Genomic DNA, 20,340 nt, shown 5'->3' with positions numbered 1-20,340 from the left:
CGCACCGAGCGGGCAGACGCTGATGACTTCTACGGTGACGACGATGATAATCACGCAAAATTTCAATGACCACGTGCGCATCGAAGCTAATCGGGATATCGGCGTCGCCACGATCGTCCTTGAGCGGCCCGCGCGTCGAAATGCCGTCGACCGTCCTGTCGCGGAGGCGCTCAGCGCCGCATTTGCCCGCTTCGAAGCGGAGCCGGCCTGGCGCGCGGCGGTGCTGTTCGGCGCGGGCGGCACCTTCTGCGCCGGCGCGGACCTGACCGCGCTCGCCGATGACGCCCGTCGCAATGAACTGCACGCCGACGGCAGCGGCCCCGGCCCGATGGGACCGACGCGCATGAGCTTCAGCAAGCCCATCATCGCCGCGATTGCCGGTTATGCGGTGGCGGGCGGCCTGGAGCTGGCGGCCCTGTGCGATCTCAGAGTCGTCGAAGACGACGCGGTGCTCGGCGTGTTCTGCCGCCGCGTCGGGATTCCACTGATCGACGGTGGCACGATCCGCCTGCCGCGCTTGATCGGCCTGTCGCGCGCGCTGGACCTGGTTCTGACCGGCCGTGCGGTGAGCGCGCAGGAAGCGCTCGGCTTCGGTCTTGCGAATCGCGTCGTCCCCAAAGGCACGGCACGCGTGGCGGCCGAACAGTTGGCCGCCGAACTGGCCGCCTTTCCGCAGGCGGCGCTGCTCGCCGACCGCCGTTCAGTGTTAGAGAACAGCATGCTCGACGATTTCGCCGAAGCATTGCGGCAAGAAGGTGCCGGCGGCTATCAAGCCGTGTTCGACGAAGGTGTGGCCGGCGCGGCGCATTTCGCCAGCGGCGCCGGTCGGCACGGCAAGACGCTCGACCCCGACGGCGGCCAACGCTAGAAACGCAGCGGAACCCGCGTTGCGATTGCGATTTTCAGTAAAAAACAACATCTGCCCTGACGATCAGCAAGTCCATTTTGACTTAGGTAGAATCCCCTACTGTTTTACCCCTGTACGGCGCACGCGTTTTCGCCCCGAAAACGCGCGCCGGCCGCGCGGCGCTTCCCGTCGCGCCGATTCACGCTCCCTCACCATGCCTTTACCCCTGCTTGCCCTTGCCGTTGCCGCGTTTGGAATCGGTACCACCGAATTCGTGATCATGGGGCTGCTGCCCGATGTCGCGCGCGACCTGTCCGTGTCGATCCCGGCAGCCGGCATGCTGGTGTCGGCGTACGCGCTCGGCGTCACGATCGGCGCGCCGATCGTCGCGATCGCGGTCGCCAACATGCCGCGCAAGAAGGCGCTGATGAGTCTGATCGGCGTGTTCATCGTCGGCAATCTGCTGTGCGCGGTGGCGCCGGGCTATGCGGTGCTGATGGCCGCGCGCATCGTGACCGCGTTTTGCCACGGTGCGTTCTTCGGCATCGGTTCGGTGGTGGCCGCGGGCCTCGTCGCGCCGAACCGCCGCGCGCAAGCCATCGCATTGATGTTCACGGGCCTCACGCTCGCCAACGTGCTGGGCGTGCCGCTAGGCACCGCGCTCGGCCAGGCGGTAGGCTGGCGCGCGACCTTCTGGGCGGTGACGGGTATCGGCGTCGTCGCGGCGGCCGCGCTCGCCGTGTGCCTGCCGGCGAAGATCGAGATGCAGAAGGCCAGCCTCGTCCACGAATTCAGCGTGCTGAAGAACCCGCAAGTGCTGATGGTGCTCGGCATCAGCGTGCTCGCGTCGGCGAGCCTGTTCTCCACCTTCACGTACATCACGCCGATTCTCGAAGACGTGACCGGCTTTACGCCGCACGCCGTCACGCTCGTGTTGCTGCTGTTCGGCCTCGGCCTGACGGTGGGCAGCACGCTCGGTGGCAAGCTCGCCGACTGGCGGCTGATGCCGTCGCTAGTGGCGTTTCTGCTGGCGATCGTCGTGATCCTGACCATTTTCGCCGGCACCATGCATTCGGAGATCCCGGCGATGATCACGATCTTCGTGTGGGGCATTCTGGCCTTCGCGATCGTGCCACCGTTGCAAATGCTGATCGTCGACCGCGCGAGCCACGCGCCGAATCTGGCTTCGACCTTGAACCAGGGCGCCTTCAACCTCGGCAATGCAACGGGCGCCTGGCTCGGTGGCATGGCGATCGGCGCGGGCGCACCGCTCACGACGCTGCCGTGGGTTGGCGTGGCAACCTCGATCGGCGCGCTGGTGCTGACGCTGTGGTCGGTGTCGATCGACCGGCGCGCGCAACGTATGGCGATGGTGGGCTGAGCGCCCTTCTCCTCGCTTGCTCCAAACCGCGCACAGGTGCGGTTGACTCGCGGCCGTAGTAGCATCTCGGCCGATGAAAGTCATCTTCACTCGCGATTTCCTCGCTTTGATCCTTAGCGTCGCCGTCGTCGGACTCGGCAGCGGCGCGACGCTTCCCCTCACTGCCCTCGCCCTCACGCAAGCCGGCTACGGCACCGACGTGGTCGGCCTGCTGACCGCCGCGCAAGCGGGCGGCGGCCTTGTCATCGTGCCGCTCGCGGGATGGATCGCGGCGCGTTTCGGCGGCCGCCAGGTGATCGTGGGTGCCGTGCTGGTGGTGGCGTTCGCCACCGCGTTGATGCAACTCACCTCGAACCTGTGGCTCTGGGCCGTGTTGCGCGTGCTATGCGGCGCGGCGCTGATGCTCCTTTTCACGATCGGCGAAGCCTGGGTCAACCAGTTGGCCGACGACGCCACGCGCGGCCGCGTGATCGCCATCTACGCGACCAACTTCACGCTGTTCCAGATGGCCGGTCCCGTGCTGGTGAGTCAGATCGCCGGCTTCACGCAGTGGCGCTTCCTGATTTGCGGCGCAATCTTCCTGCTGGCGCTGCCGATGCTCGCCACGATCCGCAAGACGCCGCAAGCATCCGAAGATGAGCACGCGGCGCACGGCAGTTGGCGTCATGTTTTGCCACAGATGCCGGCGCTCGTGATCGGCACCGGCTTCTTCGCATTGTTCGACACGATCGCGCTCTCGCTCCTGCCGCTCTTTGCCATGTCGCACGGCATTACGAGCGAGGTGGCCGTGCTGTTCGCATCGGCGCTGCTGCTCGGTGACACGACGATGCAATTCCCGATCGGCTGGCTGGCCGACCGGCTTGGACGAGAGCGCGTGCATATCGGTTGCGGTGTGATCGTCGTGGCGCTGTTGCCGTTGCTACCGTGGGCGATGACTTCACCGTGGCTCTGCTGGCCACTGCTGTATGTGCTCGGCGCGGCGGCGGGCGCGATTTACACGCTGTCGCTGGTTGCCTGCGGCGAGCGCTTTCGCGGCGTCGCGCTGGTCTCGGCGAGTTCGCTGGTGGGCGCGTCTTGGAGCGCGGCTAGTTTCGGTGGGCCACTCGTGGCTGGTGCGCTGATGAAGGGCGTCGGGAATGACGCGATGGTCGGGGTGCTGCTTGTTGCGGCGTTGGCGTTTCTGGTGGCGGCCTGGTGGGAGAAACGGCGGGCGCCGATGCGGGTTGCGGGTTGATCAGCTGGCTCTGGCGCGGCGCTGCAGCGCCGGCAACGATGCGATGGCCGAAGTGCTGGTCCCTGCTGCTTTGGCGTTTTTCGTGGCGGCTCCGAGAGAGGCGGCGTGCGCCGGTGCGAGTCGTGGATCGATCAGCAGACTCTGGCGCGGCGCAAGTTGATGCGTGAATAGCAAAACGGGGAAGCCATTTATCGTGGCTTCCCCGTTTTTCGTCATGCCCCTTGTGTGCGGCTCGCCCGCTCTTACAGCATTACTTGAGCGCCGGCAAAATCTCCCCAACGCATGCGCCAAAGCCCACTCGATAACCCTCGCCCTGGCACCAACCAGCCAGCGTCAACTCATCGCCGTCTTCGATGAAACTGCGCGTGCCGCCTTCCTGCAACTCCAGCGGCTTCTTACCGTTCCACGTCAACTCCAGCAGACTGCCAAACGAATCCTCCGTCGGTCCGCTGATCGTGCCCGATCCCATCAGATCACCCACGCGCGTATTGCAGCCCGACACCGTGTGATGCGCGAGTTGCTGCGCCATCGTCCAGTACATATGCTTGAAGTTGGTCCGCGCAATCGTGCTCGCCTGCTTCGCCTGCTGCGGACGCAGTTTCACTTCCAGCGTGATATCGAACGCATGCTCGCCGTCGTGACGCAGGTACGCGAGCGGCTGCGGTTCTTGCGCCGGCTGTGCGACGCGGAACGGTTCGAGCGCGTCGAGCGTCACGATCCACGGCGAGATCGTCGTCGCGAAGGTCTTCGCGTTGAACGGTCCGAGCGGCACGTATTCCCATTGCTGAATATCACGCGCGCTCCAGTCGTTCAACAGCACCATGCCGAAGATATGCGCCTCGGCATCCGCGCAGGCAACCGGCTCGCCCAAGGCATTGCCCGCGCCGATCACGAAGCCCGTTTCCAGTTCGATATCCAGCTTGCGGCACGCGCCGAACACGGGGCGCTCCTGATCCGGCAGCTTCAACTGCCCATTAGGGCGACGCACGGGCGTGCCGCTCACCACTACCGACGACGCGCGTCCGTTGTAACCGATCGGCATCTCCGACCAGTTCGGCAGCAGCGCATTCTTCGGATCGCGGAACATGGAGCCGACATTCGTCGCGTGCTCCTTCGACGAATAGAAATCGGTGTATCCAGGAATCTGCACCGGCAGATGCAGTCGCGCGTCGGCCTGGCGGATCAGCGCGCGGCTGCGCAGTTCGGCGTCGTCGCGTAGCGTCGCGTTATCGCGCGACAGCAGCTTGCTCAACTGAATGCGCACGCTGCGCCACGCGTCACGGCCGAGCGCGATGAAATCGTTCAACGCGTCGCGCACGAACACACCATCGCCTGCGCCAGATAAAGGCACGCTCAGCAGACCCGCGCTTTCGAGCGCAGCCAGGTCGACGATGCTCTCGCCGATCGCGACGCCCACACGGCGCGTCGCATTCAGCGTGTCGCTAAAGACGCCGAACGGCAGATTCTGAATCGAAAAATCGTTAGTCGAATCATTGGCCGACTCGACCCAGCTTTTACGCGACGGATCGAGCGTCGCCTGAAGATCGCTCAATGCGTTCATCGTTGCTCCGGGTTGAAATGTTTCGTGAGACCTTGCCAGCACTCGTAGTAATGCGCCTGCAGTTGCGCGGTTTCGAGCGCGAAGCGGGTGGGCTTGATCAGCGTGCGCGTCTCGAACATGAAGGCCATCGTGTCGCCGACTTTCTTCGGCGTCGACGTATCGCTATGCGAGGCTTTCTCGAACGTGTCCGCGTCCGGACCGTGACCCGACATGCAGTTATGCAGACTCGCGCCGCCCGGCACGAAACCTTCGGCTTTGGCGTCGTACACGCCGTGCACGAGGCCCATGAACTCGCTCGCGACGTTGCGGTGGAACCAGGGCGGACGGAACGTATCTTCGGCGGCGAGCCAGCGCGGTGGGAAGATCACGAAGTCGATGCTATCGACGCCCGGCGTATCGCTTTGCGATTGCAGCACGAGGAAGATCGACGGATCCGGATGGTCAAAGCTGATCGAGCCGATCGTGTTGAAGCGGCGCAGATCGTACTTGTACGGCGCGTAGTTGCCGTGCCATGCCACTACGTCCAGCGGCGAATGGCCGATGTCCGCGCGCCACAGGTTGCCGTTCATCTTGGCGACGAGTTCGAAGTCGCCTTCACGGTCCTCATAGGCTGCATGCGGCGTGAGGAAATCACGCGGATTAGCTAGGCCGTTTGAGCCGATCGGACCAAGATCCGGCAAACGCAGCAACGCCCCGAAGTTCTCGCAGATATAGCCGCGCGCCGCGCCGTCCGGCAGGCTCACCGCGAAGCGCACGCCGCGTGGAATCACCGCGATCTCGAACGGCTCGACGTCGAGCTTGCCGAACTCGGTGGCGATGTGCAGGCGCCCTTCCTGCGGCACGATCAGCAATTCGCCGTCGGCGGTATAGAAGAAACGGTCCTGCATCGAGCGGTTCGCCGCGTACAGGTGAATCGCGCAGCCGTTCATCGATTCGGCCGCGCCGTTGCCCGCCATCGTCACCCAGCCGTCGATGAAATCGGTCGGCTCCGCCGGCATCGGCAACGCGTCCCAGCGCAACTGGTTGGGCGGCGTCGGCGGCACCTCGGCGAAGTTGGCGACGAGCCGTTCCGAAGGCAGTTGCGTGAACGGCATGTGCACCGCCGCCGGACGAATCCGGTACAGCCACGAGCGGCGATTGTGGCCGCGCGGCGCGGTGAACGCCGTGCCCGACAGTTGTTCGGCGTACAGACCATAAGCCGCGCGCTGCGGCGAATTGCGGCCTTCCGGCAACGCGCCCGGCAAGGCCTCGGTGGCGAATTCGTTCGCGAAGCCCGACTGATAGCCCGGCTCGATTTCGAGCCGCGAACTGGCAGTGTTCGGCGTGCGTGTTGGGGTGTCCATGCAAGGTTCTCCGTTGATACTCGATCTCGTCATCTCACGCGGTCCGCGGCCCGGATGGCTGGCCGCGTTGGCGCGTCGCGGCGGCCAGCGCGATCACCAGCAGCGCGGAGCACAGCACCGGCAGGGCCGCCGCATGAAACAGCGCGGCGTTCGACCAGTTCAGCGCGATCAGTTGACCGCCGATCAGCGGTCCGATCACCGAGCCGATCCGGCCGATGCCGAGGCTCCAGCCTATGCCTGTCGAACGCAGCGTGGTCGGATAAAAATGGCCGGCCAGCGCGTTGACCGCCGGTTGGCCGCCGACCACGCAGAAGCCGCCCGCGAACACCACGAGCAACAGCCACGGCAACGCATGCGCCACCGTGCCGATCGTGCCGACCGCGAGCGCCGCGCCCGCGAAACACACGAACAGCACGCGCACAAAACCAAAACGTTCAATGAACCAGCCTAGCAGCAAGGTGCCGACTACGCCGCCCGTCTGCAGCACCGTGCCGACGATCACCGCCGTGCCCGGCGAATAGCCGGCGTCGCGCATCACGGTGGGCAGCCAGTTCGACAGGAAGTACAGATCGATCAGGTTCATGAAGCTGATCGCCCACAGAATCAAGGTTACCGGACCGCGGCCGGCGCGGAACAGTTCTGCGACCGGCGCGCCGCCGTTGCCCTTCTCACGCACGACGAGGCGCGTGTTCGCGTCGATCGGCAGCGCGGGGTTGAACTTCGCGAGCCAGCGCAACGCACGCTCGCTGCGGCCCTTGAGGACGAGGAATTGCAGCGACTCCGGCAACGCGGCAAGCATCGCAAACCCGAGCAGCAGCGGCACCGCGCCGCCCACCCAGAACACCGCGCGCCAGCCATACGCCGGAATCAGCGCGGCGCTGATGAAACCGCCGAGCGCCGCGCCCAGCGTGAAACCGCACGACACCAGCATCATGCGCTTGACGCGATGCGCGGGAGTCGAGAATTCGCCGACCAGGGCCATCGCGTTCGGCATGATGCAGCCGAGCCCGAGGCCGGTGATGAAGCGCAGCGCGAGCAACGCGGGAATCGTCGTGACGAAGGGCGTGGCCAGCATCGACAGCGCGAAGAAGAAGGTCGAACCGATCAGCACCGGACGACGCCCGATTCGGTCAGCCAGCACCGACAGCCCGAGCGCGCCGAGCAGCATGCCGAACAGACTGGCGCTGAACACCGGACCGAGCGCCGCCTTCGACACGTGCCATTCGCCGATCACGCTCGGCGCGACGTAGCCCATCGCCTGCGCGTCGAAACCATCAATCACGAGGCATAGCCCGCATAGCGCGAGCAGCAGCAACTGGAATGCCGGGTGATGCGTTTCGGCGAGCACGCGCTCGACTTCGATCACATTCGCGGCGGCCGCGGCCGGTTTCGCGCTCATTGGGTCGTCTCCTGATGCTGACTGGATTATTCGATGGTGGCGGTGCGGGCGAAACGGCCGGAAAGCGCCAGTGGCCGGCGCATACGCCGCGCGCACGGCGCACGCCATCCTGCCATCGCAGCCGCACCACAATTTACGTATAGTAAAACTAATTACGCTTAGTGAAATTAACGTAAACCCTGAAAAACCGCCTGAAAACGCCGGAGAGCCCATCGGCACAAGCGTTCGGCGGATAACGTTATGAGCAATTTGTTCATGTGAGCGCGGTGCGGACTGCTACCATCAATGGAAGCGGCAATCGAGTCGCGTTGCCGCGCGCCGAGCGCCTCACTATCGCCATCCATACGTCTACATGATTCCGCCGACCATCCCCAACCTCATTGCCCGCGCCGCCGATCATCCGTTTCTCGGCGAGCATCTGGTGATGGGTCAAGGCTTGCATCACGACGTCGCGCTGGCGCAATTCGACGGGTTCGAACTCGCCAGCGCGTATGAGCCGATCTTCGATATCAGCGTGCATGCGTTGGCGCAGTCGCTTTCGTCGGGGGTCGAGGGGGTGGACCGTTTCGGCGATGAACTTGGCTTCCAGGCCGTCACGCACCAGGTCGACGCGGCGCCGTTCGACGTGTTCGATCCATTCGACCGTATCGCCGACGATCAGGAACTGGTCGCGCTCGACCGCATGTCACGGGCGTTGCACGCCATCAATTTCTTCGGCGCGCAGCGGCATGGGTTGCTCTTTCTGCGCGTGCATGAGCGGCTGCTCAAGAGTGTGAAGTACGACCACGGACGGCATTTTTCGAGCGTGCTGATGTCGTTTGGATTGAACCCGTCGCGGGTGGTGATCGAGTTGCCGGCTGCGGCGGTCGCGCACAAGACCTTTCTCGGCTATCTGACCAAGAGCTACCAGCGCTATGGCTTCAAGGTGGCGGGGAATCTATCCAATGCAGGACAGATTCTGTCGGTGTCGGAAACCGCGCGGCTCGACTTCATCAAGATGGATGCAGGCACCGCTTTGCGCGATGCCACGGTCAAACCGCTGGTGGGTTATGCCGGCCGCTTGCGGATTCCGTTGATCTTCAACCGCGTGATGGATGAAACGCAGTTCGAGGCGTTGCAGCAGTACGACGTGCGCTTCGTGCAAGGGCCGTTGTTCAATGCGCATTATCACGACCGGGCAATTTGAGTAGTTGGGTTGACGCGCTGGCACACGCGCCGCCCGCTTCAACCCGTATCGCCCAAGCGCCGCGCAAGCGCCTTCAGCCGTGGCGCAACGTTGTCACGAAACAGATCCTCTCCCATCGACGATGCCGGCCCGCTGCAACTCAGCACCAGCCAGCGCCCTTCGCGCGGCTCGCGAAACGGCACCGCGACCGCATTGACATCGTCGTGCCACGCACGGAACGAATAGCAGCAGCGCTGCGCGGCAAAGGCGGCGATTTCTTGCTCGGCGTCGGCGACCAGTTCGGCGCCTTCCTTGCCCGCCGCCTTTTTCAACTCCACCAATAACGCGGCGCGCACGTCGAGCGGCTGCACGGCCAGATAGGCGCGGCCCATCGAACTCGTCAGCATCGACAGCTTCGAACCGGACGCCAGCCCAAGCGTCAACGCCGTTTCGCTGCGGATCGTCTCAAGATAAATCATGTCGAGCCCATCGCGGCAACCGAGCGAGACCGCCGCGCCCACCTCGCGCGCGAACGTGCGCATGTGCGGGCGCGCGAGTTCGAGCGTGTCCGTGCCCGAGAGCAGCGCGAAACCGAGCGACAGCACGCCGGCGTCGAGCGCATATTTACCCAGCGTTTCGTCGAGCCGCAGATAGCCGAGCACGGTCAACGTGTAAGCGAGACGGTTGACGGTCGCCTTCGGCAACCCCGTGCGTTCGACGAAATCGCGGTTGCCGAGCATCGTTTCGCCCGGCTTGAATGCGCGCAGTAAATCCAGACCGCGTGCGAGGGCGACCACAAATTTGCGCTCGTCGAGCGGTTCGGAGGGAGTAGATGTCGGCGTCATGGGGTGATACACTCGGACGTGGTTTGCAAAACATTGTTTCGCATAGCGGAACTCAAGTCAAGCGCAAACACGTTTCCGTCAAGCAAGGAATCAGGAGATAAGCCATGGCCGAGGCCGCGCAGTTTCACTGGGAAGACCCGTTGCTGCTGGATCAGCAGCTCACCGAAGACGAACGCATGGTGCGCGACGCCGCCGCGGCCTACGCGCAGGACAAGCTGCAGCCGCGCGTGCTCGAAGCGTTCCGTCATGAAAAGACCGACATCGAGATCTTTCGCGAGATGGGCGAACTCGGCCTGCTCGGCCCGACGATTCCTGAGCAATATGGCGGCCCCGGTCTGAACTACGTGGCGTACGGTTTGATCGCGCGTGAAGTGGAACGCGTGGATTCCGGCTACCGGTCGATGATGTCGGTGCAGTCGTCGCTGGTCATGGTGCCGATCTACGAATTCGGCTCGGAAGCGCAGAAGCAGAAGTACCTGCCGAAGCTCGTCACCGGCGAATGGATCGGCTGCTTCGGCCTGACCGAACCGAATCACGGCTCCGATCCGGGCAGCATGGTCACGCGGGCCAAGAAGGTCGAGGGCGGCTATTCGCTGTCGGGCTCGAAAATGTGGATCACCAATTCGCCGATCGCCGACGTGTTCGTCGTGTGGGCGAAGCTCGAAGAAGACGGCAAGGACGCGATCCGCGGCTTCATTCTCGAGAAGGGCTGGAAGGGCCTGTCGGCGCCGACCATCCACAGCAAGGTGGGCCTGCGTGCGTCGATCACCGGCGAGATCGTGCTCGACGAAGTGTTCGTGCCGGAAGAGAACCGCTTCCCGGAAGTCAGCGGCTTGCGCGGTCCGTTCACGTGCCTGAACTCGGCGCGCTACGGCATCGCCTGGGGCGCGCTCGGCGCGGCTGAATCATGCTGGCACACCGCGCGCCAGTACGTGCTGGATCGCAAGCAGTTCGGCCGGCCGCTCGCCGCGAACCAGTTGGTCCAGAAGAAGCTCGCCGACATGCAAACCGAGATCACGCTCGGCCTGCAAGGCGTGCTGCGCCTCGGCCGCATGAAGGACGAAGGCACCGCGGCCGTCGAGATCACCTCGATCATGAAGCGCAACTCATGCGGCAAGGCGCTGGACATTGCGCGGCTCGCACGCGACATGCTCGGCGGCAACGGCATCTCGGACGAGTTCGGCATCGCGCGGCATCTGGTGAATCTGGAAGTGGTGAACACCTACGAAGGCACACACGACATTCACGCGTTGATTCTCGGGCGCGCGCAAACGGGAATTCAGGCTTTTTTCTGAAGGTTTTCTGAAGCGCGGATTACACCCATTGCGATTGCGGCGGAGTCTGCGCGGCTCGATAAAAAAAGCCGGTTCTATGTGAACCGGCTTTTTTACGTTCGACGCAGCGCGCCATGGCTAACGGCCCGCTTCGTGTTGCATCAGCCGCTTACTTGTTCGGCTGCGGCGTCATGCGCAGATACGGACGCAGCGCCTTGTAGCCCTTCGGGAATTTCTGCTTGATGACTTCCTCGTCCTTCAACGACGGGACGATCACCACGTCATCGCCCTGCTTCCAGTTGCCCGGCGTGGCGACCGAGTGGCTGTCAGTGAGTTGCAGCGAATCGATCACGCGCAACACTTCGTCGAAGTTGCGGCCGGTGCTGGCCGGATAGGTGATGATCAGGCGCACCTTCTTCTTCGGATCGATCACGAACAGCGAGCGGACCGTGAGCGTTTCATTCGCGTTCGGGTGGATCATGTCGTACAGCTCGGCAACCTTGCGATCGCCGTCCGCGAGAATCGGGAAGCCGACATTGGCGGCTTGAGTCTCGTTAATGTCTTTGATCCACTCTTTGTGCGACTCGGCGCTGTCGACCGACAACGCGATCGTCTTCACATTGCGCTTCTCGAATTCGTCGGCCAGCTTGGCGGTCAAGCCGAGTTCAGTCGTGCAGACCGGCGTGAAGTCGGCGGGATGCGAAAACAACACGCCCCAACTATCGCCCAGCCATTCATGGAATTTGATCGGGCCGACACTCGACTGCTGCTCGAAATCCGGTGCGATATCGCCAAGACGTAGACTCATTGTGCATCTCCTATAGGTTTGGACATTGCCGCGCGAGCATTCATCCGCGGCGCCCCGCAACGATAAAGCATACGGCAGTGGCGGTGTATGACGAACCAACATCGCGTCACTACTTTATGCGTTTTTGTAATTTTCACCGATTTAGTGGAAACTTTGCGGGACAGTTCAACTCCATCTTAGGCAAACTTTGTCTGCGCCTCGCGCAGGCGGTGGCGTTGTTTGTGGCTATGCTTCAACCGGGAACGGTTCGTGCGAAGTTGTGAACCAACCGAGCCTGCGCTCGCCAGCGGCCGTTTCTTTGGTTACGATTCACGCGTGGCGTGAGACGAAGGGGAGCTGTAAATGTCGGAAATCAACAAGGAGAGATTGATGTCGGATATCAAAACCGTCCTCGCGGACGCTGAAGATCTGCTGAAACAGGCCGCGAGCGCCACCGGCGAGCGTGCTTCGGAACTTCGTGAAACGGCGCTCACGCGCCTGAAGCAAGCCAGGGAAAAGGCGGCCGACGTTCAGGTCGTGGTGGTCGAAAAAGGCAAGAAGGCGGCCCGCGCCACCGACGACTACGTGCACGAGCATCCGTGGGCATCCATCGGCATCGCCGCGGGCGCCGGTGTGCTGCTTGGGCTGTTGATCAACCGCAAATAACACTGGCGATGCCGCCGGACGTATCTCGTCCGGCGCACCAGCGAATCGAGTTGACCGGCGCACGCCTGGCCGGTCCGCTTCTTCTGGCGCGCGCGCGCGCCGGTTAGGCCTTCACGCGCAACGCCCACAGCCATGACGATCGAAACACAATCGCAGCGCGGAGAACATAGTCCGTTGCGCCGCATAATCGGTTCCGTGTTTGCCATTCTGCAAACGCGGCTGGAACTGGTCGGCATTGAACTCGCCGAAGAAAAGGACCGCTTGCTCGGCGTGCTGTTCCTCGGCCTTGCCGCCATGATGCTCGCCACCATGGCGCTGATCGCGCTGACTGCGCTGATCGCCATCGCCTTCTGGGACACTTACCGCTGGCAGGCGCTTGCCGGCATCACCGCGGTCTATGCGATTGCGGGCTTAGCCTGTGCACTAAAAGCGCGCAGCGGTTTGCGCAATGCGCCAATGGTGTTCGAAGCGACCCTCGCCGAGTTCGAAAAAGACCGCGACGTGTTCCGCAAACCGTGACCCGAAAGACGCAACGGCGTGCCCTTCGCGCCCTGCGTCTTGCTTAAGAAGCTCGCGCGATTTGCAGCGCCGTTCCACCGCCCCACCTTCACTGCCGCCGACACGCCATGAGCCAGATCCATCCCGACACCGCATTCCGTAACAAGCGCCATCAGGCCAAAGATCTGAGCGCACCGCATTTGCGAGAACTCCGCAAGGAACTACTGCTGGTGCGCGCGGATGTCGAGCGTATGGAACTCGCTCAAGCGACCATTGAGTTGCGACAGGCGGTCACGCACTTCAGCTGGCTCAAATTCATCCTGCCGGGCTTCGGTGGCATGCGCGTCGGCAAGGGCTCGAAGGCGAGCTTTATCAACGCGGGGAGCATCGGCGCCCTCCTCAAACAGTATCCGCTCATCAGCTCGATCGTCTCGATTGTCCTCGCCAAGCCACTGCGCACGACGGTCGTCGCCGGCGCTAAACCGGTGCTCAAGTGGGGCAGTCTTGCGCTTGCCGGGTGGGAAGCCTATCGGATCTGGCAGCAGATGAAGCGGGATTCGGCGGCGTCGTCTGGCAATAAGGCTGAATCCACGGACAGCGGTTACTGAACCGCTGCGTGCCGCGCCGCCTCGGACTCGCTAGCTTGTATTCCAGCAGTCGCCACTAGCGGACATCGAACCGGTTGCCCCGTTTTTGTTGCCGCGCAATCCTGTCGCATCGAGTGTGAAAATGCCGCATGTGTCGTCGCGCATCGGGCCGGATTCGCTCGGCGTTGCCTCGATCGCATAGCCACCGTTTGCATCGTCCGCCGGCAACATATGCAGGTGATAGACAGGCGTGCCGAATTGCGGCGCCTGATCGAGGCCCGGGGGCAATGCCGGTGCGCTGTCGCTTGTCGCTCCCTCGACAAATTGGGCCGCGCGATAGAGCGCGGACGCCGCGTCGATTCGATAAGTTCGCGCAACATGGCTGCGATACGAAGGCACGGCAAAGACAGCCAGGGTGGCGGCAATCGCTAGCGTAATCATCAACTCGAGCAGCGTGAACGCGGATGTATGCGGCTTCATGTCGCCTCCGTCAAAAAGGCCTGGCGGCAACCCGCCGCCAATGACGTTCGATTTTCTCTCCGTCGATCACCAGTTCCATTTGCAGCCATACCTGCGACTCGCTGGTGCGGCCGAAGCCGCGCGAAGTCAATAAATACGCTCGGGCATCGGCGCGAGTGGAGAGGCGCCAGGCCTCGATCAGACATTGCGGCGGACGCAGCGAGCCGGGCCATCGCGCCACCAGCGTGACGGCACCTGCTTCGAATGCGGCTGCGAGTTTCCATTGTGTCGGCTCGCCGGATGCGGCCGGCGGCGGTGCTGCGGACTGCGTGCTTGCAGCCGCAATGACACTGCGCGCACACAAGGTCAGCGCCGAATCCGCGGCGTGAAAGGCCTGCAAGTACTCGCGAATATTGGTGGTGCCACGCGCTGCCGCAAGCGATATTTCGAACCAGGCGGCGGAAGTGATCAGCATCATTGTTGAAATCAGCAGAACGATCGGCAGGACCATGCCGCCTTGGCGGGTGCGTGAGACGTTGCGACCCGTTCCGCTTAAACCTGCCAAGTTTGCTACGTGATCCTGGCGTCTCACGCACCTCCCGTCCGTGCAAGCCAGCTGCTTTTTCCTTCGTCGTTTTGTCACAGCGAATCCTCCGCGTGATTGCGTATCGCCACACGCCGCGAGAATGCCTGGCGCGGCCGCGAGTCGGCAGCGAGACCGCTCACGCCGTCGCAATCGACATAGCGCGCACGCTGTTGTCCCTGCGGCGCGCCGCGCACGAGCACACAGAGATCGACGGCGACGATCTTCGCCCATTGATCAGCCATCATGGCCGACGCGTCGATGGCGGCCAACCCGCCGGCCAACCAGTACTTGATCCGCAAGCGTTCGACGCCTTCGACGAGCGGTTGTGCGGACCCCGTCTTGCCGTTGCCCTCGCAGTAAAGCTCCGGCTCACCGGTCGAACCGCTTACCCTCGCGAAGTATCGGTTGACGACCAGCACGCCCTGGTCGCCGAGCGTAGCGCTGCTACCCGTCACGGCCTGGCCGAGGCAGTCGGTTGTCTGCCCGCTGGTCGATGGCCATGTGGAATTGTTGTCGCCCACGTAGCGGACCGCGACACCGTCCGAGTGACTGGGCAAGGTCTCGCAAGCGAGGCTATCGACGGCGCCGGTCGGGCGGCCGCCCGAGCATCCGAACATCGGCGCGGGACTGTTGTATCGTGCGACGTCCGCGGGCACGAAGCCGGCCATTTGCAGTTGCTGGCCGATCAGCGTGAGCGCCGTCAGACCGGCCTCGCGAATCCGTATCGCATCGCTCGCGTGTTCGAATGCGCTCCGCTGCGTCGTATAGAGCGAGACGGCACCCGCAGTCACCAGCAGCCCTAGCGCCATAGCGATCACGAATTCGACCAGGGTATGGCCGTGAGCAGGCGTCGAACGCCGCATCATTTCGCAAACGCCAGCACGACGCACGACGAGCCCACGGGAAGATCCGCTCCGCCGCAGGACGCGGGCTTGTCGATGACATCGTCGGAATGCGGCATGTCGCGTAGTGATGTCCATGTCACGCGCGCAGCCGACACCCCGCTGTTGTCTCCCACCGAGGCTTCGCCGTGCGGTAAAAGTACCGTGGCCCGTGCGCTCCATTGCCTGATTGCGGAGTCGCCAGCGGAGGGTGCGCACATCGCTTCCGCGACGGAATCAGCAATCCAGGCAGCATGTTCGCGCATGGACATCGCGCGGGCTTCGCGTGCGGTCCACAACTGACCGGCGATCAAACCCAGCGCGGTGACCGCCATCAACGCGACAGCCAGCATGACCTCGATCAACGAGCTGCCGCCACACTTCGACTCGCTTCGGCGCGAGTACTGGCTCTGCGAATATCGGCTCATGACGCCGCTCCACACGCGCCCTCGACAATCCGCGCGCGACCGCCCGCTGCGATACGAATGCAGCGACGCCACTTGTCCCCTTGCGTCGCCCTGGACGGCGCACGCGGCGCGATATCGAAGCTGCGAAAGGTGCCGATCAATTGCCCGGCCGGTGGCGTGAACGTGAGGTTCGTCTGCGTGCCGACGATGCTCACGGCCGCAAGCAGAGGTTGCGCGCGCAATAGCGATAGCGTGCCGCCTCGTTCGGCCAGAACGGCCCAGCCGCACGACCAGTCAGCGACGCCATTGCCGCACGGCTGGCCCGCGGCAAGACAATGCCGTGCGGCGTCGGTCCGGCACACAGTGACGCGTGTGCCTCGGCGTAAGGCCTCACTGCGCGCATAAGCGAGCGTCGAGGCAAGCGCCCTCGCGCGGGCATCGACCTGATCGCGCACGTACCACGCTACGAACGACGGCGTGCCCATCACAGCGATGACGGCCAGCAGCGCGACCACGGCCAGCGTTTCGACAAGCGTAAAGCCGCGGTATCGCGGCAGACGGACTGCATTCCGATTCATCTGCATCCCTGATCGATTCGAAGAATGCAGCCAATCTAGCGATTTGCAAATCGCCCAACAATCGGCCGAATGGCCAGGTGGCACTCAGACGCTATTCCGCGCAAGAATGCACGCGACGAACCATAACGGCAGCGGGGGATACAGATGCGCGAAACAACGCGGGAGAAAACAGCGACTCAAACGCGACGCGAGATGCGACTACGTTCAGCGTTTGCGGGAAGGCTTGGGAGGAGAAGAGGCGCGGCGAAATTCTTCGATCACGTCTTCGAATTCGGAGACGTCTTCGAAGCGCCGGTAGACGGAAGCGAAACGAACGTAGGCAATGGTGTCGAGCGCACGCAACTCGTTCATCACCAGTTCGCCGAGGCGCTCGCTACGTACTTCGCGCTCGCCGCTGCCGAGCAATTGATACTCGATGCGGGCAACCGCCGCGTCGATCGCGTCCGCTGCCACCGGGCGCTTGCGCAGCGCCAGTTGCATGCTCGCGACGATCTTGCGACGGTCGAATTCAGTGCGGCTGCCATCCTTCTTGACGACCGACGGCAACGCCAGCTCAACCCGCTCATACGTCGTGAAACGTTTGTCGCAGGCCGGGCAGCGGCGGCGCCGGCGAATCGTCGCGCCGTCTTCGGATACGCGCGAGTCGACGACTTGCGTATCGGCGTGACGGCAGAAGGGGCAGTGCATGGCGGCTTAGCGGTAGACCGGGAAGCGCTGGGTCAACTCAGCGACTTGCCCGCGCACACGTTCGATCGTGGCGGCGTCTTCCGGGTTGTCCAGCACGTCGGCGATCAGGTTACCCACCTGCTCGGCTTCTTTCACGCCGAAGCCGCGCGTGGTCATGGCCGGCGAGCCGAGGCGCACGCCGCTCGTCACGAACGGCTTTTCCGGATCGTTCGGAATCGCATTCTTGTTGACGGTGATGTGAGCGGCGCCCAGCGCGGCTTCCGCAGCCTTGCCGGTGATCTTCTTCGCACGCAGGTCGACCAGCATCACGTGGCTTTCGGTGCGGCCCGACACGATGCGCAGACCGCGCTTGACCAGCGTCTCAGCCAGCACGCGCGCGTTTTCGACGACCTGTTGCTGATATGCCTTGAATTCCGGCGACAGAGCTTCCTTGAACGCGACAGCTTTGCCGGCGATCACGTGCATCAGCGGACCGCCCTGAATGCCCGGGAAGATTGCCGAGTTGATCTGTTTTTCGAACTCGGCCTTCATCAGGATCACGCCGCCGCGCGGGCCACGCAGGCTCTTGTGCGTGGTGGTGGTGACGAAATCGGCGTGCGGCACCGGGTTCGGATAGACGCCCGCGGCGATCAACCCGGCGTAATGCGCCATATCGACCATGAAGTACGCGCCGACCGACTTGGCGATCTTCGACATGCGTTCGAAATCGATACGCAGCGAGAACGCGGAGGCGCCCGCCACGATCAGCTTCGGCTTGTGTTCCTGAGCGAGCTTCTCCGCAGCGTCGTAGTCGATGTCTTCGGCTTCGTTCAGGCCGTAGCTGACCACGTTGAACCACTTGCCCGACATGTTGACCGGCGAACCGTGCGTGAGGTGGCCACCGTGCGCGAGGCTCATGCCCATGATCGTGTCGCCCGGCTTGAGCATGGCGAAGAACACGCCCTGGTTGGCCTGCGAGCCGGAGTTCGGCTGCACGTTCGCGGCTTCGGCGCCGAACAGTTGCTTGACGCGGTCGATCGCCAGTTGCTCGGCGATGTCGACGTACTCGCAGCCGCCGTAATAGCGCTTGCCCGGATACCCTTCAGCGTACTTGTTCGTGAGTTGCGAGCCTTGCGCAGCCATGACAGCCGGGCTCGTGTAGTTTTCCGACGCGATCAGTTCGATATGCTCTTCCTGACGGCGGTTTTCCTGCTCGATGACCTTCCAGAGTTCAGGATCGACGTTGGCGATGGTGCTTTGGGCTCTGTCAAACATACGGATTCCGTTGAATGTGTTCAGGTTGACCGGATCGTGCGCCGAATCTTGCGTAGAGGGTACGCAGCGCTGCTGGCAGCTGGGCCAGCCCTGACGTGGCGGATGGAGAGTCGCCGCACACGCGAGGCAGGACAGCCACCGTCAGCGCAGATCAATGCGCGCGGATCACGGCTGCCCAGGCGAACGGCAAAACGGCACCCTGCGCTTCACGGTGGGTTGTTCCACCTTGAACCCGATTGTTTGAACCGGTTCTATCGCCAGTCACGCAGGGATGAGCGCGTTAGTTTATTGGAAGAGGATCGAATAGGCAACCGGCTTCCAGCCGTTGCTGCGGGTGCCCACCGGGCGGGCTGCACAGCCGTCTTATGCGGCGCACAAACGTCTGAGGAAAGTCCTACGAAAACCCGCGGCGCGTTCCTGCCACGGCCACTCGTACGGCTGGTTCATCCTTGCCGCAGCGCCGCAATGGAAGTAGGCTTGGGGCCTTTCTCACTTACCAGCCTGGGAACCACTGCAATGATCGTGTTCGTCACCGGAGCGTCCGCGGGATTCGGCGCCGCCATCGCTCGCGCCTTCGTCAAGGGCGGCCATCGCGTCGTCGCCACCGCACGTCGCAAGGACCGTCTACAAGAACTCGCCGACGAACTCGGCGACGCGCTTCTGCCGTACGAACTGGACGTCCGCGACCGCGCCGCCGTCGCAGCCGTACCGGCCTCGCTGCCGGCGGATTTCGCCGCAGTCGACGTGCTGGTCAACAATGCCGGCCTTGCGCTCGGCATCGAACCGGCGCAGAAAGCGAGTCTCGACGAATGGAACACCATGATCGAGACCAACTGCACGGGACTCGTTCAGGTCACCCACGCCCTCCTGCCCGGCATGGTGGAGCGCAATCGCGGCCACATTTTCAATCTGGGCTCGGCGGCCGGCAGCTGGCCCTACGCGGGCGGCAACGTGTACGGGGCCACCAAAGCGTTCGTGCATCAGTTCAGCCTGAATCTGCGCGCCGATGTGGCCGGCACCGCGCTGCGGGTGACGAACGTCGAACCCGGCCTGTGCGGCGGTACCGAGTTCTCGAACGTGCGCTTTCGCGGCGACGATGAAAAGGCCGGCAAAATGTACGAAAACGTGCAACCGCTGACGCCCGAAGACATCGCCGACTCGATCTACTGGATCGCGACGCGCCCGGCGCACGTCAACATCAACACGATCGAGTTGATGCCGGTGGCTCAATCGTTCTCCGCTTTGTCCGTTCATCGCGGCTGAAGTCGCGGCTGAGGCACGCCGGACGGGGCACACATCTTGAAACAGACCTGCGGGTGTGCGTTCCGGTAAAATGCGCCGCATGAATATGTCGACCAGCCTGCCCGGCACGGAAATCGGCTACACGTGGCCGATCCGCGTGTACTACGAAGATACCGACGCCGGCGGCATCGTGTTTTACGCGAATTACCTAAAGTTTTTCGAACGGGCGCGCACCGAATGGCTGCGCGCGTGCGGCGTCGACCAGAATCGGCTCGCGGACGAAATGGGCGCGATTTTCATCGTCCGCAGCACCGCGGTCGATTATCGGGCGCCGGCCCGGCTAGACGACGTGGTCAACGTGGTCAGCCGGATCGAGCGGCTCGGCAGAGCGTCGGTCGATTTCGCGCAGGAAGCGTGGCGGGACGGCACGCTGCTTGCTACCGGGTCCATCCGGGTCGGCTGCGTGGACCGCATTGCGCTGCGGCCGGCCGCGATTCCTCCGCCGGTTCTCGCCGCCCTGCGGCGGGGGCCGGACATGAGCGACAGCGGCGTGTCAACGGACAATGACTGAACCCCGTTGTTACGGGGCCAGTGAACTCGTAACGATCAAGCAACACAAAGCATGGTTCGGCTCGCAATATCGCCGATGCTTCCGTTTT

The 20,340-nt window shown here is 63.5% G+C and carries 22 protein-coding genes and 1 riboswitch; of the genes, 10 read left to right on the top strand and 12 right to left on the bottom strand.

Features of this window, described 5'->3' with window-relative positions:
• The first annotated feature begins 43 nt into the window (after positions 1-43).
• The 3 genes from PQR32_RS13750 (at position 44) to PQR32_RS13740 (ending at position 3,462) form a co-directional block, all read left to right on the top strand.
• Positions 44-868: a crotonase/enoyl-CoA hydratase family protein gene (locus PQR32_RS13750; RefSeq protein WP_408227215.1), complete on the top strand. Its 825-nt coding sequence runs from the start codon at positions 44-46 to the stop codon at positions 866-868.
• A gap of 193 nt (positions 869-1,061) precedes the next feature.
• The gene (locus tag PQR32_RS13745; protein WP_408227213.1) at positions 1,062-2,228 is read left to right on the top strand and encodes an MFS transporter; all 1,167 of its coding nucleotides are present in this window, start codon (positions 1,062-1,064) and stop codon (positions 2,226-2,228) included.
• Positions 2,229-2,301: 73 nt separating this feature from the next.
• Entirely contained in the window at positions 2,302-3,462 is a 1,161-nt protein-coding gene (locus tag PQR32_RS13740; RefSeq protein ID WP_408227210.1) for an MFS transporter, read from the top strand.
• A gap of 250 nt (positions 3,463-3,712) precedes the next feature.
• Here PQR32_RS13740 and fahA read toward each other — a convergent pair whose 3' ends face one another.
• The 3 genes from fahA to PQR32_RS13725 are packed head-to-tail and all read right to left on the bottom strand — an operon-like array spanning position 3,713 to position 7,765.
• A complete protein-coding gene (fahA, locus tag PQR32_RS13735) occupies positions 3,713-5,023 on the bottom strand; it encodes a fumarylacetoacetase (protein WP_408227207.1) in 1,311 nt (436 codons plus the stop codon).
• Entirely contained in the window at positions 5,020-6,366 is a 1,347-nt protein-coding gene (gene hmgA, locus PQR32_RS13730; protein WP_408227204.1) for a homogentisate 1,2-dioxygenase, read from the bottom strand. Before hmgA ends, fahA begins: the two co-directional genes overlap by 4 nt.
• A gap of 34 nt (positions 6,367-6,400) precedes the next feature.
• The gene (locus PQR32_RS13725) at positions 6,401-7,765 is read right to left on the bottom strand and encodes an MFS transporter (RefSeq protein WP_408227202.1); all 1,365 of its coding nucleotides are present in this window, start codon (positions 7,763-7,765) and stop codon (positions 6,401-6,403) included.
• 352 nt (positions 7,766-8,117) lie between these two features.
• On the opposite strand from PQR32_RS13725, the gene PQR32_RS13720 reads away from it, so the two are divergent.
• Positions 8,118-8,951 (top strand): diguanylate phosphodiesterase, encoded by an 834-nt coding sequence (locus PQR32_RS13720; RefSeq protein ID WP_408227199.1) that lies wholly within the window; start codon positions 8,118-8,120, stop codon positions 8,949-8,951.
• Between the two features lie 38 nt (positions 8,952-8,989).
• Here PQR32_RS13720 and PQR32_RS13715 read toward each other — a convergent pair whose 3' ends face one another.
• Entirely contained in the window at positions 8,990-9,775 is a 786-nt protein-coding gene (locus tag PQR32_RS13715) for an IclR family transcriptional regulator (RefSeq protein WP_408227196.1), read from the bottom strand.
• Between the two features lie 104 nt (positions 9,776-9,879).
• Between PQR32_RS13715 and PQR32_RS13710 the strand changes: the two genes are divergently transcribed.
• On the top strand, positions 9,880-11,070 hold the full coding sequence (locus tag PQR32_RS13710) for an acyl-CoA dehydrogenase (protein ID WP_408227193.1): 1,191 nt from the start codon (positions 9,880-9,882) through the stop codon (positions 11,068-11,070).
• Between the two features lie 148 nt (positions 11,071-11,218).
• Here PQR32_RS13710 and PQR32_RS13705 read toward each other — a convergent pair whose 3' ends face one another.
• Positions 11,219-11,857 (bottom strand): peroxiredoxin, encoded by a 639-nt coding sequence (locus PQR32_RS13705; RefSeq protein WP_408216798.1) that lies wholly within the window; start codon positions 11,855-11,857, stop codon positions 11,219-11,221.
• Between the two features lie 342 nt (positions 11,858-12,199).
• Here PQR32_RS13705 and PQR32_RS13700 point away from each other — a divergent pair, with 342 nt between their 5' ends.
• The 3 genes from PQR32_RS13700 to PQR32_RS13690 all read left to right on the top strand — a co-directional run bounded on the left by PQR32_RS13700 (position 12,200) and on the right by PQR32_RS13690 (position 13,608).
• Positions 12,200-12,502 carry an ElaB/YgaM/YqjD family protein gene (locus tag PQR32_RS13700; RefSeq protein WP_011486909.1) on the top strand — a complete coding sequence of 101 codons (303 nt, stop codon included), beginning with the start codon at positions 12,200-12,202 and terminating at the stop codon, positions 12,500-12,502.
• Between the two features lie 132 nt (positions 12,503-12,634).
• Positions 12,635-13,021: a phage holin family protein gene (locus tag PQR32_RS13695; protein WP_132375968.1), complete on the top strand. Its 387-nt coding sequence runs from the start codon at positions 12,635-12,637 to the stop codon at positions 13,019-13,021.
• Between the two features lie 107 nt (positions 13,022-13,128).
• Positions 13,129-13,608 carry a DUF3318 domain-containing protein gene (locus tag PQR32_RS13690; protein WP_408227190.1) on the top strand — a complete coding sequence of 160 codons (480 nt, stop codon included), beginning with the start codon at positions 13,129-13,131 and terminating at the stop codon, positions 13,606-13,608.
• 30 nt (positions 13,609-13,638) lie between these two features.
• Here PQR32_RS13690 and PQR32_RS13685 read toward each other — a convergent pair whose 3' ends face one another.
• The 7 genes from PQR32_RS13685 to glyA all read right to left on the bottom strand — a co-directional run bounded on the left by PQR32_RS13685 (position 13,639) and on the right by glyA (position 18,439).
• Complete coding sequence (locus PQR32_RS13685) at positions 13,639-14,067, bottom strand: type IV pilin protein (RefSeq protein ID WP_408227187.1); 429 nt, start codon at positions 14,065-14,067, stop codon at positions 13,639-13,641.
• 10 nt (positions 14,068-14,077) lie between these two features.
• Positions 14,078-14,557 (bottom strand): pilus assembly PilX family protein, encoded by a 480-nt coding sequence (locus PQR32_RS13680; RefSeq protein WP_408227184.1) that lies wholly within the window; start codon positions 14,555-14,557, stop codon positions 14,078-14,080.
• Between the two features lie 128 nt (positions 14,558-14,685).
• Complete coding sequence (locus PQR32_RS13675) at positions 14,686-15,498, bottom strand: PilW family protein (RefSeq protein WP_408227181.1); 813 nt, start codon at positions 15,496-15,498, stop codon at positions 14,686-14,688.
• Positions 15,495-15,941, bottom strand: coding sequence for a type IV pilus modification PilV family protein (locus tag PQR32_RS13670; RefSeq protein ID WP_408227178.1), 447 nt, complete (start codon positions 15,939-15,941; stop codon positions 15,495-15,497). Before PQR32_RS13670 ends, PQR32_RS13675 begins: the two co-directional genes overlap by 4 nt.
• Entirely contained in the window at positions 15,938-16,498 is a 561-nt protein-coding gene (locus PQR32_RS13665) for a GspH/FimT family pseudopilin (RefSeq protein ID WP_408227175.1), read from the bottom strand. The genes PQR32_RS13670 and PQR32_RS13665 overlap by 4 nt, the downstream gene beginning before the upstream one ends.
• Positions 16,499-16,702: 204 nt before the next feature.
• A complete protein-coding gene (gene nrdR / locus PQR32_RS13660; protein WP_027799387.1) occupies positions 16,703-17,185 on the bottom strand; it encodes a transcriptional regulator NrdR in 483 nt (160 codons plus the stop codon).
• Positions 17,186-17,191: 6 nt separating this feature from the next.
• Positions 17,192-18,439 (bottom strand): serine hydroxymethyltransferase, encoded by a 1,248-nt coding sequence (gene glyA / locus PQR32_RS13655; RefSeq protein ID WP_408227172.1) that lies wholly within the window; start codon positions 18,437-18,439, stop codon positions 17,192-17,194.
• A 166-nt stretch (positions 18,440-18,605) separates the two neighbouring features.
• A riboswitch (ZMP/ZTP riboswitch) is annotated at positions 18,606-18,714 on the bottom strand.
• A gap of 241 nt (positions 18,715-18,955) precedes the next feature.
• Here glyA and ydfG point away from each other — a divergent pair.
• A complete protein-coding gene (gene ydfG, locus PQR32_RS13650) occupies positions 18,956-19,702 on the top strand; it encodes a bifunctional NADP-dependent 3-hydroxy acid dehydrogenase/3-hydroxypropionate dehydrogenase YdfG (protein WP_408227169.1) in 747 nt (248 codons plus the stop codon).
• Between the two features lie 70 nt (positions 19,703-19,772).
• Complete coding sequence (ybgC, locus tag PQR32_RS13645; RefSeq protein WP_408227166.1) at positions 19,773-20,252, top strand: tol-pal system-associated acyl-CoA thioesterase; 480 nt, start codon at positions 19,773-19,775, stop codon at positions 20,250-20,252.
• Positions 20,253-20,340 lie beyond the last annotated feature (88 nt).

It is taken from the genome of Paraburkholderia dipogonis, from assembly GCF_046027395.1.
Lineage (GTDB): Bacteria > Pseudomonadota > Gammaproteobacteria > Burkholderiales > Burkholderiaceae > Paraburkholderia > Paraburkholderia dipogonis_A.
Note: the sequence above shows the minus strand (reverse complement) of the source record. Positions and strands in the feature narration are given on the sequence as shown.

What these genes read in the sequence shown, in the direction of transcription:
- PQR32_RS13750 (WP_408227215.1), top strand. Translation starts at nt 44, where the DNA reads ATGATAATCACGCAAAATTTCAATGACCACGTGCGCATCGAAGCTAAT.
- PQR32_RS13745 (WP_408227213.1), top strand. Translation starts at nt 1,062, where the DNA reads ATGCCTTTACCCCTGCTTGCCCTTGCCGTTGCCGCGTTTGGAATCGGT.
- PQR32_RS13740 (WP_408227210.1), top strand. Translation starts at nt 2,302, where the DNA reads ATGAAAGTCATCTTCACTCGCGATTTCCTCGCTTTGATCCTTAGCGTC.
- fahA (WP_408227207.1), bottom strand. Translation starts at nt 5,023, where the DNA reads ATGAACGCATTGAGCGATCTTCAGGCGACGCTCGATCCGTCGCGTAAA.
- hmgA (WP_408227204.1), bottom strand. Translation starts at nt 6,366, where the DNA reads ATGGACACCCCAACACGCACGCCGAACACTGCCAGTTCGCGGCTCGAA.
- PQR32_RS13725 (WP_408227202.1), bottom strand. Translation starts at nt 7,765, where the DNA reads ATGAGCGCGAAACCGGCCGCGGCCGCCGCGAATGTGATCGAAGTCGAG.
- PQR32_RS13720 (WP_408227199.1), top strand. Translation starts at nt 8,118, where the DNA reads ATGATTCCGCCGACCATCCCCAACCTCATTGCCCGCGCCGCCGATCAT.
- PQR32_RS13715 (WP_408227196.1), bottom strand. Translation starts at nt 9,775, where the DNA reads ATGACGCCGACATCTACTCCCTCCGAACCGCTCGACGAGCGCAAATTT.
- PQR32_RS13710 (WP_408227193.1), top strand. Translation starts at nt 9,880, where the DNA reads ATGGCCGAGGCCGCGCAGTTTCACTGGGAAGACCCGTTGCTGCTGGAT.
- PQR32_RS13705 (WP_408216798.1), bottom strand. Translation starts at nt 11,857, where the DNA reads ATGAGTCTACGTCTTGGCGATATCGCACCGGATTTCGAGCAGCAGTCG.
- PQR32_RS13700 (WP_011486909.1), top strand. Translation starts at nt 12,200, where the DNA reads ATGTCGGAAATCAACAAGGAGAGATTGATGTCGGATATCAAAACCGTC.
- PQR32_RS13695 (WP_132375968.1), top strand. Translation starts at nt 12,635, where the DNA reads ATGACGATCGAAACACAATCGCAGCGCGGAGAACATAGTCCGTTGCGC.
- PQR32_RS13690 (WP_408227190.1), top strand. Translation starts at nt 13,129, where the DNA reads ATGAGCCAGATCCATCCCGACACCGCATTCCGTAACAAGCGCCATCAG.
- PQR32_RS13685 (WP_408227187.1), bottom strand. Translation starts at nt 14,067, where the DNA reads ATGAAGCCGCATACATCCGCGTTCACGCTGCTCGAGTTGATGATTACG.
- PQR32_RS13680 (WP_408227184.1), bottom strand. Translation starts at nt 14,557, where the DNA reads ATGGTCCTGCCGATCGTTCTGCTGATTTCAACAATGATGCTGATCACT.
- PQR32_RS13675 (WP_408227181.1), bottom strand. Translation starts at nt 15,498, where the DNA reads ATGATGCGGCGTTCGACGCCTGCTCACGGCCATACCCTGGTCGAATTC.
- PQR32_RS13670 (WP_408227178.1), bottom strand. Translation starts at nt 15,941, where the DNA reads ATGAGCCGATATTCGCAGAGCCAGTACTCGCGCCGAAGCGAGTCGAAG.
- PQR32_RS13665 (WP_408227175.1), bottom strand. Translation starts at nt 16,498, where the DNA reads ATGAATCGGAATGCAGTCCGTCTGCCGCGATACCGCGGCTTTACGCTT.
- nrdR (WP_027799387.1), bottom strand. Translation starts at nt 17,185, where the DNA reads ATGCACTGCCCCTTCTGCCGTCACGCCGATACGCAAGTCGTCGACTCG.
- glyA (WP_408227172.1), bottom strand. Translation starts at nt 18,439, where the DNA reads ATGTTTGACAGAGCCCAAAGCACCATCGCCAACGTCGATCCTGAACTC.
- ydfG (WP_408227169.1), top strand. Translation starts at nt 18,956, where the DNA reads ATGATCGTGTTCGTCACCGGAGCGTCCGCGGGATTCGGCGCCGCCATC.
- ybgC (WP_408227166.1), top strand. Translation starts at nt 19,773, where the DNA reads ATGCGCCGCATGAATATGTCGACCAGCCTGCCCGGCACGGAAATCGGC.